Origin of the sequence: Natronomonas amylolytica (genome assembly GCF_037031205.1) — an archaeon.
GTDB lineage: Archaea > Halobacteriota > Halobacteria > Halobacteriales > Haloarculaceae > Natronomonas > Natronomonas amylolytica.
In genome coordinates, this window is record NZ_JAYEZM010000012.1 from 31,528 (window position 1) to 45,528 (window position 14,001).

Below are 14,001 nucleotides of genomic sequence, written 5' to 3' on the forward strand. Positions count from 1 at the left end.
GCTAACTTCCGTTTTATTTTAAATCGCGTGTAGCGACGGTGCTATTCTGCCCGTTCGTCGGTACAGTGTCCCGACTCTGGGGTATCGAAAGGCGATGGAAAAGCGGGGAGTGGGCGGTCAGAAACGCCAGCGCGACCGGGGGAGATGATGGGGGGAATATCGCGGTCGCTATCTGGCGTCTCAAAGCGGGGTGGGGGGTGGGGATGCACCCAAACGGGTGCATCCGATTCTTTACGTTGCAGGTACATGAACCTTCTGGCCACACCGATGGTATTAGGCTGTCTTGTTGCGGTTTTTCGTGTTTCATCGGCTCGAACTGGCCGGTACATCTATCAATCCCACTCCGCAAGTCCTAGTGTGACCACGACCTCGCCGCGTGGGGAGGTGGCCGTTCGCGAGGCCACGCGAGCGGACCTGTTGTCGGTGTTCCGCATCGAAAAGCGGTCCTTCGACCAGCCGTGGCCCTACGCGGCCTTCGAGCGGTTCCTCGGCGACCCCGGCTTTCTGGTCGCCGAACGAGACGACCGAGTCGTCGGTTATGCGGTCGCCGACAGCGTCCCCAATCGTGGGGCACCGATGGGCCACCTCAAGGACCTCGCGGTCGACCCCGAACACCGCGGCGAGGGCATCGGCCGACTCGTCCTCTCGGAGGCGCTTTCCCGACTGTTCGTCGACGGCGTCGCCCGCGTCAAACTCGAAGTCCGGCGGGGCAACCACGCCGCCCGGTCGCTCTACGAGAGCTTCGGCTTCGAACTCCACCACGTCTCGCCGGGCTACTACGACGACGGCGAGGACGCGCTGGTGATGGTTCGGCAGGCGTAGCCGACGGCCCTGCTCGAGGCTGGCAGACGCAGGCGTTTTGCCGCTGGCGTCCCCACCCACCAGTATGGGATACGCCTGCCCCGTCTGTGCGGACCCGCAAGCCGACGCGGGCCATCTCGCCAACCACCTCGCCTTCTCGGCGCTGCTCGGCAACGCCGACCACGAGACGTGGCTTGACGAACACGCCCCCGCGTGGGAGGAGATGGGCGAGTCGGAACTCGCCGATGTCGTCGCCGACGACGTCGAGGAAACGGAGTTCCCGCAGGTCTTCGAGGACACGACCGGGAAGCCGGATTCGACCGGCGACCCCCTCGACGAACGCTCGGGAGCGCTGTTCGACGAGGGTCAGGACCACGCCGGCCACAATCACGGTCATGAACACGACCACGGGCACGACCACGCCGACGATGCCCACGCGGCGGACGGTATCGTCGATACCTCGGGGCCGATGGACGCCGAGGCGGAGGCCGTCCTCGAGGAGGCCCGCGAGATGACGCGGGAGATGCTGACCGAGAACGAGGACGAAGCGGAAGACGAAAGCGAGTGACGGGCGAGTCGACCGATATGCGCACCGAGGGGACCCTGTCGCCCGAATCGTGGGACGAAGCCGAACAGCGCTACGAATCGCTGGGGTCGGTCGCACAGACCGTCGTCCGCGAGGTCGCAAAGGCGATGGAATTCGGCCGCGAGGAGTACGGCGAACGCGTGACGAGCGACGTGGTCGAGACCGCCCGACAGACGCTGTTCGCCGAGCAACTCACGGTGCAGGTCGGCACGAAGGCGGAGTTCGACGAGTGGCGCGAGGACTTCGACGGCGAAGTCCGCGTCGCGGGAAGCGACAACGTCGACCGAGTCGCGTGGCACGCGGCGCCATTCGCTGACCGCGCGGTCGCGGCCACCTTCCAGAACGAACCCGAGGCGGCCGTCGCGACTCTCCGTCGGATGGCCTTCAATCGCATCTACCGCGAGGAGCTATGCGACCCGTAGCGCGGAACCTGGTTTTGGCCATCCTCGGGGTCGTCGTCGTCCTGCTCGCCCTCGGCGCGGTTCCGAGTCTCATCGAGACGGGTGACCCGTACTACGTGGAGGCGACTCCCGTCGAGGGGTCGGGGCCGGCGATAACGGCCGACAACTTCTCCGAACGGCGGTTCCCCTACGCGTTCGACGCGCTGGCCGCCGCCGCGACGGGTGCGGACCCGGCCCGCTCGGAGGCCTACTACACGGGACCGGGCGGCGTCGGCGGGTTCAAGGAAGCCTTCACCCACACGCCCTTCGAGGAGTTCGACGAGTTCGAGTCCCGGAACGCGGCGGCCGTCCAGCGAGGGGCCGATTCGCCGGTCGGCGACGCCGTGTTCGTCGACTACGAGGGCCAGCGGTACCGACTGGAGATCGTGCGCGTCTCGGAGGAACCATGACCGACCGGAGTCCGACCGACCACGACTGGACCGTTCTCGAATCGGCGACCGAATACGAGACCGGCTGGTACACCGGCGGCTACGACCGCGTGGAGTTGCCGGACGGTCGCGAAAAGCAGTACTACTGGGCGGAACTCCCGGCGGCGGTCGTCATCGTCGCGGTCGTCGACGACCCGCCGTCGCTCGGCTTACCGGCGCCGGAGTCGCCCGGGGAAGGGTCACCGCCCGACGACGCCCGCTCGGTCGTGATGGTCGAGCAGTTCCGGCCGACGATTCGGGAACTCTGCTACGAACTGCCGGCGGGCATCGTCGAGGACGGCGAGACGTACGCCGAGGCGGGCGCCCGCGAACTCGAAGAGGAGGTGGGCATCGTCGCCGATTCCGTCGAGTTGCTGGAGGACTTCTGGTGTTCGACGGGCGTGTTGCGACACTCCCGCGGCATCGTCTGGGCCGAGGGCTTCGAGTCCGGCGAGCGGAAACTCGACGGCAGCGAGTTCATCGACGTGCGGACCGTTCCCGTCGAAGATGCCCTCGACGTGGCCCGCAGTGACCCGGCCAACGACGCCACCATCGAGGGGCTGTTGCTAGCCGAAGCGGACGGCCTCCTGTAGCGACGCCGTACCGCAGCCCTGTCGTTTAAGCGCCTGCTCACCTAGCGGCGTGTATGGACGGCGAGATTTCCGCCGAGGAACTACGGGAGTTGCTGGAGTCGAACGGCGACGTTCGAATCGTCGATATCCGGTCGCCGGCGGCGTTCCGCCGCGGCCACATCCCGACGAGCGAGAACGTCCCGTTCGGCGAACTGACCGCCCGCATCGAGGACATCGCGGACGCCGAACGCGTCGTGACGGTCTGTCCGCACGGGCAGGCCAGCCAGCAGGCCGCACGCCTCATCGGCTCCTTCGAGGGCTTTTCGGGCCGCGTCGACTCGCTGGAACCGGGCATCGAGGGGTGGCCCTACGACCTCGAAACCGACGGCGCGGATGCGGACGAGCGCGCCGACGAGACGACCGAGGAAGGCCCCGAAGCGCCCTTTTAAATGGGCCGTAGCGGAGCGACGCCGTCGGCGGCGCCCGCCATCAATCGGCCGGCCGGGCCGACGGCTCGCGAGTGGGCGAAGCCGACCCGTACGAAAAACGGCGCTGTTGCTGCTCGTCTTACGCTGGCTCCGAAAGAACGCGGTGGCTCGACGTACGGTTAGAGCGCGCTAGGCGACATTGAACCCCTTCTCGCGGAGGAACTCCTCGATGCGCCCGAGGTGGTTGCCTTGGAGTTCGATGACACCGTCCTCGACGGTGCCGCCGCAGGCGAACTTCGATTTCAGGTCCGACGAAAGCGAGTCGAGATCGACGTCGCGGGGGTCGAATCCTTCGATGACCGTTACCTCTTTACCGTATCGGCGCTCGTCGATGCGGATATTGATCTCCTGGGACTCCTTGGCGACGTCCTCGCAGACGCAGAGTTCCTCGGGGAGACCGCACGTCGAGCAGACTTCGCTCATGATACCCCCGCAAGTGTTACAGCGGTGGTCATGAACGCCGCACTCCTATCAACCGAAATCCGGTTGCTTCGCATTACCAACTATCCCTAACAGGAGCACGACTAAAAAATGAACGGGTCAGATTACTCCTCAGCTTGCAAAATCGCCCGAGCAATCCATCTCACCGGCAAATCCGAATCGGCGGATTTCCGCAACGACCCCCTCCGAGCGCAACAACGCTCACCCGCCGTCCTCGAAAACGAGAATTCGACTGCAACCTTTAAATACTATCACTCTCGGACTTCGTATCACGCTTTTCCAACCGATGGGGGAGTCGCGACCGCTCGTCGAGCAGTTCGGCCAGTAGCTGGGTCGCCTCGGCGGCCCCCTCGCGGTCGATGCCGGGGCCGTACGTCGCCCGCTCGTAGAGCGCGCCGACCCGTTTGGCGCGGTCGTCGGCGTCGGCGAGGAACTCTCGCGGGGTCTCGCCCGGCGCCTTCTCGCGGCCAGCTAGCTCCCGGAGGTAGACGACGCGGTGGTAGGCGCCCGAGACCACGTCCTCGGGGTCGCCGGTCGGTGCCCGCCGGAGCCACACCGCGCGGTAGAGCCGTCGGTTCAGCCCCGTCCGCTTGCCGGCGGCGAGGATGCCGGCGAGGACGAGCAGGGTGACGCCGACTTGCTGGGGGGTCGGTAGCGGAATCTCGGGAATCGAAAGCCCGCCGTCGCCGCTGTCGGTACCGCCGCCGCCGGGCGTCGTCTCGCTTCCGTTGGGGCCGTCGCCGAGCGTCCCGTTGGGGGTGGTCGGGGTCGCGGGGTCGACGGGCGACTGGCGGCTCTCGTTGGTGTCGACGCCGTCGGCGTCGTCGGTGCGGGCGTCTTCGAGCGTCTCCAGTTCGGCGCTCTCTCGGGGGGTCGACGGCGTCGGGTCGAAGGTGACCCAGCCGTGTTCGGGGAAGTAGACCTCGACCCACGCGTGGGAGTTGTAGCCGCGGACGACCCACTCGTCGTCGGTGACCTGCTGGCCGGGCGTGTAGCCGACGACGAACCGCGCGGGGATGTCCTGTGTGCGGAGCATCGTCACCATCGTCGTCGCGTAGTGGGTACAGTAGCCGGCCTCCATCTCGAAGAGGAACGAGTCGGCGATGTCGCCGCGCGGCCGCTCGACGTCCAGCGAGTACTCGCGGCTGTTCTCCAGCCACTGTTCGATGACGCGGGCAGTGTCGTAGGGGTTGTCGGCGTTGGCGGTCAGCCGGTCGGTGCGTTCGGCCACGCGAGCGGGCGTGCTGTCGGGCAGTTCCGTATAGCGGGTCTCGATGCCCTCGGGGTAGTCGGTCCCGGCGGCCTGTAGCTGTCGGCTGTTGGCGGTCGGTACCTCACTGGTGGCCCGGTAGGATTCGCCGGCCTGCAGGGGGCTGGCGGGCTGGAAGCCGCCGGCGTCGGTCACCTGCACGGGGACGGGCACCCCGCTGACGCTGACGGGCTTGTTGGCCGCCGGGAGCGTGGCGATCTCCGTCTCGGCGGTGTACTCCTGTTCGAGGGTTCGGCTATCGCCCGGCGGGCTCTGAAGGGGGCCCTGATACGAGCGGAGGCCGCCGCTTCGGACCCAGCCGCCGCCGGTGTAGCGGTCGTAGGTGCCGGCCCGCCAGTAGGTCCCGCGGTCGGCCTCGACGGTGTAGCGGACCTCCGGGGAGAGTTCGACGGGGCCGGTCACCGAGACCTCGTCGCCGGCGTAGACGAGACTGGATTCCATCGTCGTCTCCTCGGTGCCGATGCCCTCCGTCGAGATGAGCGAGTCGGCGGCGCCGGGGACGATGCCGACGAAGAGGGTCAACACGACCATCGTCGCCAACAGGACGACGAGTGCGTCGGCGTTACGCAGGGGCTCGTTTCGACGGTCGCAGTCGCCGAACGCGACGGCGACGGTGACGCCGACGACGCCGACGAGCGTGGCCGTCGTCGTCGCATCGCCGGTCAACACCAGCACGCCGAGGGCGCCGCCGGCGACCGCCGAGGCCGCGGCGTAGTGGCGGCGCAAGCCGAGATACCACGCCAGAAAGACCGGGCCGGGGGCCGCGGTCAGCGCCCAGACGTCGGCGTTGACGATGCGGAGCACCGAGAGGCCGGCCAGCAGTTCCCACGCGTCGGTGAGCATCGGCGCGGCCACCGCGAGGAACTGCACCCCGCCGGGCAGCGACTGGACGTAAAGATAGGTCCCGCCGACGACCGCCGCGGCGCCGAGACCGAGGGCCGTCCGCGGCCGGATGACGCGCGCGAGGACGGTCCCCGCGAGGCCGGCGCCCGCGATGACGTAGTAGAGCTGTTCCGGCTCGCCGGTGACGACGAGAATCTCGTGGAGGACCGACAGGAACGCCCACAGCGTGACGACGACGCCGGCCAGCGCGACGAGTCGGGAGACGGAGACCCGGTCGGTCACCGCCGGCAGGGCGTCGTCGACGGCCTCCCGGACCGCCGTCGGCGCGGTGCTCACGCGACCACCTCCCGGCCGCGGGTTTCGCCGCCGGCCTCGAAGGCCACGTCGCGGTCGTCGAGGGTGACCCTCGCGGTCCCGTTCTCGGCGACGACGTGGACCTCGGGTTGGCCGTCGGTTTCGACGCGACCGCCCCCGGTAGTGGCCAGCAGTTCGAGCAGTCCCTCGACGCTCCCGGGCGGGGCGATACGGTCGCCGCCGGGGACGCGCACGGCGACGGTGACGCCGAAATCGTGGAAATGGGCCGCGACGCTGGCGACGGTCGCGGCCATCGCGTCGGCGCTGTCGCGGTCGGTGGCGGCCTCGCCGACGACGGTCACCTCGTCGGTCGCGCCACGGGAGCCGTATTCGGCGACGAGAAAGTCGTCGTCGGGGCGCTTCGCGCTCGCACGCCAGTGGATGTCGCGCATCGAGTCGTCGGGAACGTACTCCCGGAGGCGGTCGAACGACGACCGGTCGTCGTCGACGAACGTGCCGACCAGTCGCGCGAGGTCGGTATCGAGGTCGTAGATGTCGGGATACACCAAGGGGGTCGCGGGGTCGCGTTCGGCGCTGGCGACAGTCCGACGGAACAGCCCCAGCGAATCCGTCTGAACGCAGTCGGCCGGCCCGAGGGTGTACTCGCCGCGGCGTCGATAGCCGATATCGTAGGTAAAGCGGCCGCCGTGGCCGACCGTCGCCGTCAGCGACTCGGCGTGGAGGCCCGGGTCGGCGTTCTCGTGGACCGTACACGGCACGCCGCTGTCGACGGTGGCGGTCACGCGGCGGCGCTCGCCGGCGAAGCCGGGTTCGGGAACCGACCGCTCGACGGTCGGCGGGTCGGCGCGATACAACTGGACGGCGCTGGCCGCGAGCGCGACGAGGGCAGGCACGACGACGGCGTTCAGCGAGCGGGCGCCGCCGGTCGCGCCGAGGAGAAAGGCACCGACTGCCACGGCGAAGACCGCGAGGCCGCGTCGGGTCGGCCGGACGGCGGGGACCGAAGGCGCCATCTTACTCCTCGACGGGAACCGTCTCCAGTGCCTCCGCGACGACCGTCTCGGGGTCGGTGGCGCCGGGTTCGGTGCGCATCCGGTGGGGGAAGACGACCGGCGCCGCGGCCTGCACGTCGTCGGGAATGACGTACTCCCGCGAATCGAGGACGGCCCGCCCCTGTGCGGCGCGAACGAGGGCGATGGAGCCCCGCGGGCTCGCGCCGAGGCGGGCGTGCTCGCGCGTGTAGGCCGCAAGTCGGGTGACGTACTCCCGCAGCGGTTCGCGGACCTCGATGCCGCCCGTAATCTCGCGGGCGGTCCGCAGCGCCTCGATGTCGGCGACGGCGGCGATGTCGTCGATGGCGTGGCTGCCGACCGCGCGGTCGATGACCTCCGCCTCCTCGCGCTCGTCGGGGTAGCCGAGCCGGAGCTTCAGCATGAAGCGGTCGAGTTCGGCGGCGGGCAACTCGTAGGTGCGCTCCCGCTCGACGGCGTTCTGGGTGGCGATGACGACGAAGGGGTCCGGCATCGGATGGGTCGTCCCGTCGACGGTGGCCTGCTCTTCTTCCATCGCCTCGAGGAGGGCGGCCTGCGTTTTGGGCGGCGCGCGATTGATTTCGTCGGCCAGCACCACGTTGGCGAAGACGGGACCGGGGCGGAACTCGAATTCGTTTTCCTTCCGGTTGTAGACGTTCGCGCCGGTGATGTCGGTCGGCAGCAGGTCCGGCGTGAACTGTACGCGCTTGAACGAGCAGTCGAAGGAGGCCGCCACCGCCCGCGCGAGCATCGTCTTGCCGACGCCGGGGACGTCCTCTAAAAGGACGTGGCCGCCCCCGAGCAGGGCGGTGACGAGGTGCTCGATGGCCTCGTCGTTGCCGACGATGACGTCCTGTACGTTCTCGATGACGCGACGGGCGGTCCCGCCGGCCGTCTCGACGTCCGACGAATCGAGGCCCGGGGCGGGCGCCTGCGTATCTGTCGTGTCGGTCATGGAGGGCTTATCGGAAACGCGGCAGAGCATCGCATACGTCTTGTGGTCGATACGCGGTTGTCATTACCTGCCACAAGGGGTGCAGGGACCTAAGGGCTGTGGGGAACGGCAGGACAGGAGTGAGGGAGGTACTTTCTTATCGGGGGAGGCCGGGGTGAAGGATAGCAACGATGAGTCAGGCGACCCTCGGGGAACTCCCCTATCGTAATTCGAACCTCTTTGCCGGCTACTATTTGAACGAGCGGGTCACCGACCGGGAGGAGTGGGACTGCGATGCTGAAGCCGAATCCGTCTTCGAGGAACTTCAGCAGCTCTACGACGACGAACGGGGTCTCGTCAACGGGTACAACGAGGACCCACTCATCGACAACTGGATCAGCGAAGTCCTCAAGATACTCGGGTTCGGGACGCAAGTCGAGACGACGCTCCCGGAGGGTGATGGGTACGTCGACGTGTTGCTGTTCGAGGACGAGAGCCGTCGTCGGGAAGCGGCGAGCGTGTATCTCGACACCGAGGAGACGACGGACCTCTTCGAGCGAGGGCTGGGCCTCGTCGAAGCCAAACAGTGGGACGCGGATTTCGAGGCGCGGTTCAGCGAACACCGGCCCTACCACAACGCCTCCCAGCAGATCAAGCGATATCTGAGCAAGACGCCGGAGAACATCCAGTGGGGTATCCTGACGAACGGCCGGAAGTGGCGGCTCTACGGGACGAAGGACTACGAGACCCAGACCTACTACGAGGTCGACCTGCCGGAACTGCTCGAACACGGGGGGATTGAAGCGTTCAAGTACTTCTACGTCTTCTTCCGGCCCGAGGCCTTCCGCGAGGTCGGCGGGGAGACGTTTCTCGATAGCGTCTGGTCGGAAAGCGAAACCGCCGCACAGGAACTCGGCGAGGACCTGCAGGACAACGTCTTCACCGCGCTTCGGGTACTCGGGCGTGGCTTCCTAGAATCCAACGACCTCGATATCAACCCGGACGACCAAGAGTCGCTGGACGAACTCAAAGAACAATCGCTCGTACTCCTCTATCGGCTCATGTTCATCCTCTATGCGGAGTCGCGGGGGCTCATCCATCCCGAGGACCCGGCGGCCGTCTCCGAATACGAGGAGAACTTCAGTCTCGATGCGCTCCGCCTCCAGATTCACGAGGAGATCGGTGAGGTTGACGAGGGCTTCGACGCTGCCTTCAGCGAGTATTCGACGACCTACTGGAGTCGGTTGGAGGACCTGTTCAGCCTCATCGACGAGGGCGAGGAGTCGCTCGGAATCCCGCCGTACAACGGCGGGCTCTTCGACCACGAGAAACACGAGTTCCTCGCGGAAAACGAGGTAAGCAACCGCCATCTCGCGGAGGTCATCTACCGGCTGTCGACCACCGAAAACGAGAACGGCCGCTACGTCCTCGCGGATTACGCCGACCTCGATACCCGTCATCTCGGCTCGGTGTATGAGGGCCTGCTCGAACACCAGTTCGAAATCGCTTCGGAGGACTACGCAGCCGTCGCCGAGGACGGCGGGCAGGTCTGGAAACCCGCCACCGAGGTCACCGTCGCCGACGCCGTCGAGACGGTCCCCGAGGGTGGCCTCTACGTCGTCAACGACGAGGGCGAGCGAAAGGCGACGGGCGCGTACTACACCCCGGATTACGTCGTCACCTACATCGTCGAGGAGACGGTCGGGCCGCTGGTTGAGGAGATACGCGAGGACCTCGTCGAGCAGGGCTTCGAACCCGGCACACAGGAGTACCTCGGGCCGTTCCTCCGGCGGGTCACCGACTTAAAAATCCTCGACCCGGCGATGGGGTCGGGCCACTTCCTCACCCGCGCGACCGGCTTTCTCACCGAGCGCGTGATGGACGAGATCCGCGAGGTGGAATCGGAGATGGGCGCGGCCTTCGACGAACAGCACGTCCGCCGCGAGATAGCCAAGGAGTGCATCTACGGCGTCGACATCAACGGCATGGCGGTCGAACTCGCCAAACTCTCGATGTGGCTGGAAACCCTCGCGGCGGACCGCCCGCTGGCCTTCCTCGACCACCACTTAAAAACGGGCAACTCGCTTGTCGGTTCGGACGTGACCGAAGTCCTCTCGGAGGACGCGGGCGACGACGGCGGCCAGTTGACCCTCACGCAGGCGCTGGCGCGCGTCCGACAGGACACGCTGGAGCACGTTATGGACCTGATGGAGGAGTTGCTGGCCATCGACAACGAAACGCTCGAAGACGTGCAGTCGATGGAGGAGATTTATAAAGAAATCCGGGCCGACCCGCTGTATCAGCGGTTGTTCGAGTTGACGAACGTCCACACTGCGGAGCGATTCGGACTGGACATTCCCGAAGGGGCCTACGAGGAGATGGCCGGTGCGATCGAGAGCGAAAGCGAGTGGGCCGAGATTCAGGAGGCAGATTGGTTTAAAAGTGCGCAGGCGACCGCGGAGGAAGAGGGCTTCTTCCACTGGGAGTTGGAGTATCCTGCGGCGTTCTTTGGAGATGATGGCCGAAAACTGACTGGATCTGGGTTTGATGCAGTTATCGGTAATCCTCCGTACGTTGGGACTAAAAATATCGAGGACGATTTACAACGATATCTAGAATCTTCTTATACATCCACAACTGGGCGCTGGGACTTGTACACCGTCTTCACAGAGATAGGCCTGAAAATTTCTGCTGATACTTTGTCATTTATTCAGCCCACTATGTTTATGCGGCGGTCCTATGGTCAAGGTCTCAGGGAGTATGTCTCTCGAAATGCGGCAATACGAAATATTGTGGATTTGTCAGAGGTAGATGTATTTGATGGTGCGATAAATTATACTTGTATCTTTACTGCTTCACCGAAAAACCTTGGAGATAGTGACGAATTTTCCGTATACACTCCTTTTGAAAACCATCTTGTTGAAATCCAAACTGATGATATGGAGGTGTATTCTCTCCATAATTCTGACCTTAATAGCGATCCCTGGCCGGTGATTCCTCCAAGTGTTGTTAAAATCATAGAATCAATCCCTTCTAACTTCTTAGAACTCGGGGAGTTTACTGAGTCGATCTCGGAAGGGATCCATACTGGTTACAATGAAGCATTTTTTATTAAAAAATCCAAAGCAGTTGAAAAGGGGTTAGAAGATGAGCTATTGCGTCCGATGCTCAAAGGTAAAGATATTGAAAAATATATAGAGCCTGATACCAGTCTCCAATGTGTATATCCTTATGATGAATCTGGAGAAGTAATCCCTCCCTCCCAACTCCAATCTGAATTCCCCAATGTTTGGGAGCATTTGTGTTCTCATCGTGATGACTTGGAGAATAGAACGTATGTTTTAGACTCTGGGAAATATTGGTACGAGATCTGGTGCGAGAGGACCCCGGGGATATTCTCCAATCCTAAGATATTGACTCCCGATATAGCCGAGAAAAACAAATTCACCTTGGATTACCGTGGTGTTAATAATTATTTCAACACTAAAATAAAAAGCATAAAGTTGGATACGAATTCAATAAATGATTATCTCGGGCTTCTTGGTTTGTTGAATTCTAAGCTGATTGAACATATCTATCGAGGTATTGCTCCACCTAAGAAGGGTGGATTCAGGTCGTATAAACCCGGATTTTTATCACAGCTAAAAGTCCCGTCGAGTAGCCTTGACCATGTCGCAGAAAAAGCCGAGGAGATTTTGTCCCTCAATAGGGACTTGAAAAGGCTCAACCTTGCTTTACTTGACCACCTCGGCTCCTACTCCGACGGCCAGACCCTCTCCGACATCGGCCTCACCCAACCCCCGGAAGGCGCGGCCGACTCCATCCTCCAGAAAACGACGGAGGACCACCCCAATCTCCGCGTCGGCACCTGCGAGGTGGTTCGGGAGTCGCCCACGAGCGTCGAAATCCGGCTGACAGCGCGGTACAAGCCCGACGACGAGGACGGCGAGACGCGACCGAAGGGAGGGTCTCGGACTGCTCGAACGGGCGAAGCCCGTGAGAGCGTCCACGAAACCGACCAGTGGGGGTATACCGAAACCGAACTCCTGCCCGCGCTGGAGATCGCTGACCTCAGCGAAACCGAGGCCGACCTGATAGAGCACTTCGTCCCCGTCGCCGTCGACGAGGCCGGTGGGTTCGCGGAGTTCCGTGAGACGGCGACGAAGACTAATTCGCTCGTCGACCGGCTGCGGAAGCTCACGCTGCCGGCCGTCGACGAGGTGGCCGAGGGACTGGAAAGCTACATCGAGACGAAGGAACGCGCCGAGGAACTCGACGCGAAAATCGAGAAAACCGACCAGCTAATCGACGAAATCGTCTACGAGTTGTACGGGCTGACAGAGGAGGAAATCGAGATCGTCGAGGAGTCGGTGAGGGACTAGAATGTCGAGTCGCGATCCGTCCGAATTGCGTGAAGAACTCCGAGACATCCAGTTCTCCGGGGACGCAGATCAGCTAACCGAGTTGCGGGAGGAGGCCCGCAAAACGGTTGACGCCCAGCGTCAAACGCTCAACGATATCGATACGAAGGCCAGCAAGATATTCCGTCTCAATCTCGTCTTGATCGGCCTTCTCGTTTCGATTCTATCGATTGTTACGCAGTTCGGGCCCGACCCGCCGTCGGGAATAGATGCTCTCGAACTCTTCGTGAACATCTACACCCAGATTGGGATAGCAGCATTGGTTCTGTCGACGGCGTTCGCAGCGATTACGTACACCGCTTCCGAGCTCGATGTCGGGGTGAGTTCGGAGAACCTGGCCGCCTTGCTGGAAGCCGACTTCTCCGAGACCGAAGCCGAAGAATTGCTGGTCAAGAACTACATTATGCGGATCAACTTCAACAGAAGCACGAACGTCCGAAATATCCCGTTAATACAACTGACTATCGCCTTCGTCGTTTTTGCCATTATCTCCTTCGTACTGGGCGTCTATCGGGGTATTACTGGTGCGGTTCCAATATGGCTGCTCGGTGCGGCATTCCTGTTGATCCTCTTTGTAGTACTGGTTTCTGGAGTGCTCACCCAGATCTGGCGGGCCGTTCGCGACCTCTATGAATGGTATTGACCGAAGGATTATGCGTATAGAGAAGCTACATTCGAGTATGAGTAATCAGGAAGAGGAGGAGGAGCGGTCTGACCGGGAACGGGCACGTGCTAGCCTCCTTAGTGGTGGCGAACGTGTCGCCAAGGGCCGTCAGCGCGATGACGAGGATAACTAAGTTTTATAACCATTTACGGGCAGTATGACCAAAATCGTCCGTGACCCCGACCACAGCGATGGTGCGCCGACCATCGAGGGGACGGGCATCCGGGTCTGGAATATCGCGAGTGCCTACGAGCACAGCGGCTACTCGCCGGACGAGATCGTCGAGCTATATCCAGCGCTGACCCTCGAAGACGTTCATACGGCGCTGGCGTATTATAAAAAGTAACACGAAACCCGCGTTTCCGGGGATAATACCGACCGCGACCTCGAAAGTGGGATACTTCTCGCGTGATCACCGTGTCGTGTTCGGGGCTTGACGCCCGTTCGTTTGTATCGTACTAACGACCAGCGCCGCCGCTATCGGGTGCAGTTCGTCGAAAGAAGTGTCATTTCAGTCGCCGTGAGGCGAGTGTGAGCTTGGATTTAAAGGCGCGTGACGTTGGTCGCGCGCGGGCCCTTCTCGGCCTCTTCGATGTCGAATTCGACTTCCTGTCCTTCCTCGAGGTCCGGACCGCCAACGTCCTCCATGTGGAAGAAAACGTCCTCGTCCGCGTCCTCAGTCTCGATAAACCCGTAACCGCCCGTGTCGTTGAAGAAATCAACAGTACCGTTTGCCATTGCGAATAGAGAGATGGCCGGTACACGGA

At 63.3% G+C, this 14,001-nt stretch carries 14 protein-coding genes; 9 read left to right on the plus strand and 5 right to left on the minus strand.

Translation table 11 applies throughout. The features are described 5' to 3' along the window. Positions 1 to 357 precede the first annotated feature (357 nt). From rimI to U5914_RS15385, 6 genes are all read left to right on the plus strand, one after another. On the plus strand, positions 358 to 822 hold the full coding sequence (rimI, locus tag U5914_RS15360; protein WP_336136625.1) for a ribosomal protein S18-alanine N-acetyltransferase: 465 nt from the start codon (positions 358 to 360) through the stop codon (positions 820 to 822). A 64-nt stretch (positions 823 to 886) separates the two neighbouring features. Continuing rightward, on the plus strand, positions 887 to 1,369 hold the full coding sequence (locus U5914_RS15365) for a DUF5810 domain-containing protein (protein ID WP_336136626.1): 483 nt from the start codon (positions 887 to 889) through the stop codon (positions 1,367 to 1,369). Between the two features lie 17 nt (positions 1,370 to 1,386). Further along, positions 1,387 to 1,809, plus strand: coding sequence for a DUF5809 family protein (locus U5914_RS15370; protein WP_336136627.1), 423 nt, complete (start codon positions 1,387 to 1,389; stop codon positions 1,807 to 1,809). After that, the gene (locus tag U5914_RS15375; protein ID WP_336136628.1) at positions 1,797 to 2,237 is read left to right on the plus strand and encodes a hypothetical protein; all 441 of its coding nucleotides are present in this window, start codon (positions 1,797 to 1,799) and stop codon (positions 2,235 to 2,237) included. Before U5914_RS15370 ends, U5914_RS15375 begins: the two co-directional genes overlap by 13 nt. Beyond that, the gene (locus tag U5914_RS15380; RefSeq protein WP_336136629.1) at positions 2,234 to 2,848 is read left to right on the plus strand and encodes an NUDIX hydrolase; all 615 of its coding nucleotides are present in this window, start codon (positions 2,234 to 2,236) and stop codon (positions 2,846 to 2,848) included. Before U5914_RS15375 ends, U5914_RS15380 begins: the two co-directional genes overlap by 4 nt. Before the next feature lie 53 nt (positions 2,849 to 2,901). Next, positions 2,902 to 3,276, plus strand: a complete 375-nt coding sequence (locus U5914_RS15385; protein ID WP_336136630.1) for a rhodanese-like domain-containing protein — start codon at positions 2,902 to 2,904, stop codon at positions 3,274 to 3,276. Between the two features lie 168 nt (positions 3,277 to 3,444). Here the strand turns inward: U5914_RS15385 and yciH are convergent, their stop codons facing one another. The 4 genes from yciH to U5914_RS15405 form a co-directional block, all read right to left on the minus strand. Further along, positions 3,445 to 3,738 carry a stress response translation initiation inhibitor YciH gene (yciH, locus tag U5914_RS15390; protein WP_336136631.1) on the minus strand — a complete coding sequence of 98 codons (294 nt, stop codon included), beginning with the start codon at positions 3,736 to 3,738 and terminating at the stop codon, positions 3,445 to 3,447. A gap of 259 nt (positions 3,739 to 3,997) precedes the next feature. Then, positions 3,998 to 6,205, minus strand: coding sequence for a transglutaminase TgpA family protein (locus U5914_RS15395; RefSeq protein WP_336136632.1), 2,208 nt, complete (start codon positions 6,203 to 6,205; stop codon positions 3,998 to 4,000). After that, complete coding sequence (locus U5914_RS15400) at positions 6,202 to 7,197, minus strand: DUF58 domain-containing protein (RefSeq protein WP_336136633.1); 996 nt, start codon at positions 7,195 to 7,197, stop codon at positions 6,202 to 6,204. The genes U5914_RS15395 and U5914_RS15400 overlap by 4 nt, the downstream gene beginning before the upstream one ends. A 1-nt stretch (position 7,198) precedes the next feature. After that, complete coding sequence (locus U5914_RS15405) at positions 7,199 to 8,170, minus strand: AAA family ATPase (RefSeq protein ID WP_336136634.1); 972 nt, start codon at positions 8,168 to 8,170, stop codon at positions 7,199 to 7,201. Between the two features lie 170 nt (positions 8,171 to 8,340). Here U5914_RS15405 and U5914_RS15415 point away from each other — a divergent pair, with 170 nt between their 5' ends. The 3 genes from U5914_RS15415 to U5914_RS15425 all read left to right on the plus strand — a co-directional run bounded on the left by U5914_RS15415 (position 8,341) and on the right by U5914_RS15425 (position 13,580). Continuing rightward, complete coding sequence (locus tag U5914_RS15415) at positions 8,341 to 12,531, plus strand: Eco57I restriction-modification methylase domain-containing protein (protein ID WP_418766781.1); 4,191 nt, start codon at positions 8,341 to 8,343, stop codon at positions 12,529 to 12,531. A 1-nt stretch (position 12,532) separates the two neighbouring features. After that, positions 12,533 to 13,213, plus strand: coding sequence for an SLC5/6 family protein (locus U5914_RS15420; protein WP_336136637.1), 681 nt, complete (start codon positions 12,533 to 12,535; stop codon positions 13,211 to 13,213). Between the two features lie 178 nt (positions 13,214 to 13,391). After that, positions 13,392 to 13,580 carry a DUF433 domain-containing protein gene (locus tag U5914_RS15425; protein ID WP_336136638.1) on the plus strand — a complete coding sequence of 63 codons (189 nt, stop codon included), beginning with the start codon at positions 13,392 to 13,394 and terminating at the stop codon, positions 13,578 to 13,580. Between the two features lie 197 nt (positions 13,581 to 13,777). On the opposite strand, the gene U5914_RS15430 is transcribed toward U5914_RS15425, so the two are convergent. Beyond that, positions 13,778 to 13,972 (minus strand): cold-shock protein, encoded by a 195-nt coding sequence (locus U5914_RS15430; RefSeq protein ID WP_332323188.1) that lies wholly within the window; start codon positions 13,970 to 13,972, stop codon positions 13,778 to 13,780. Between the last annotated feature and the right edge of the window lie 29 nt (positions 13,973 to 14,001).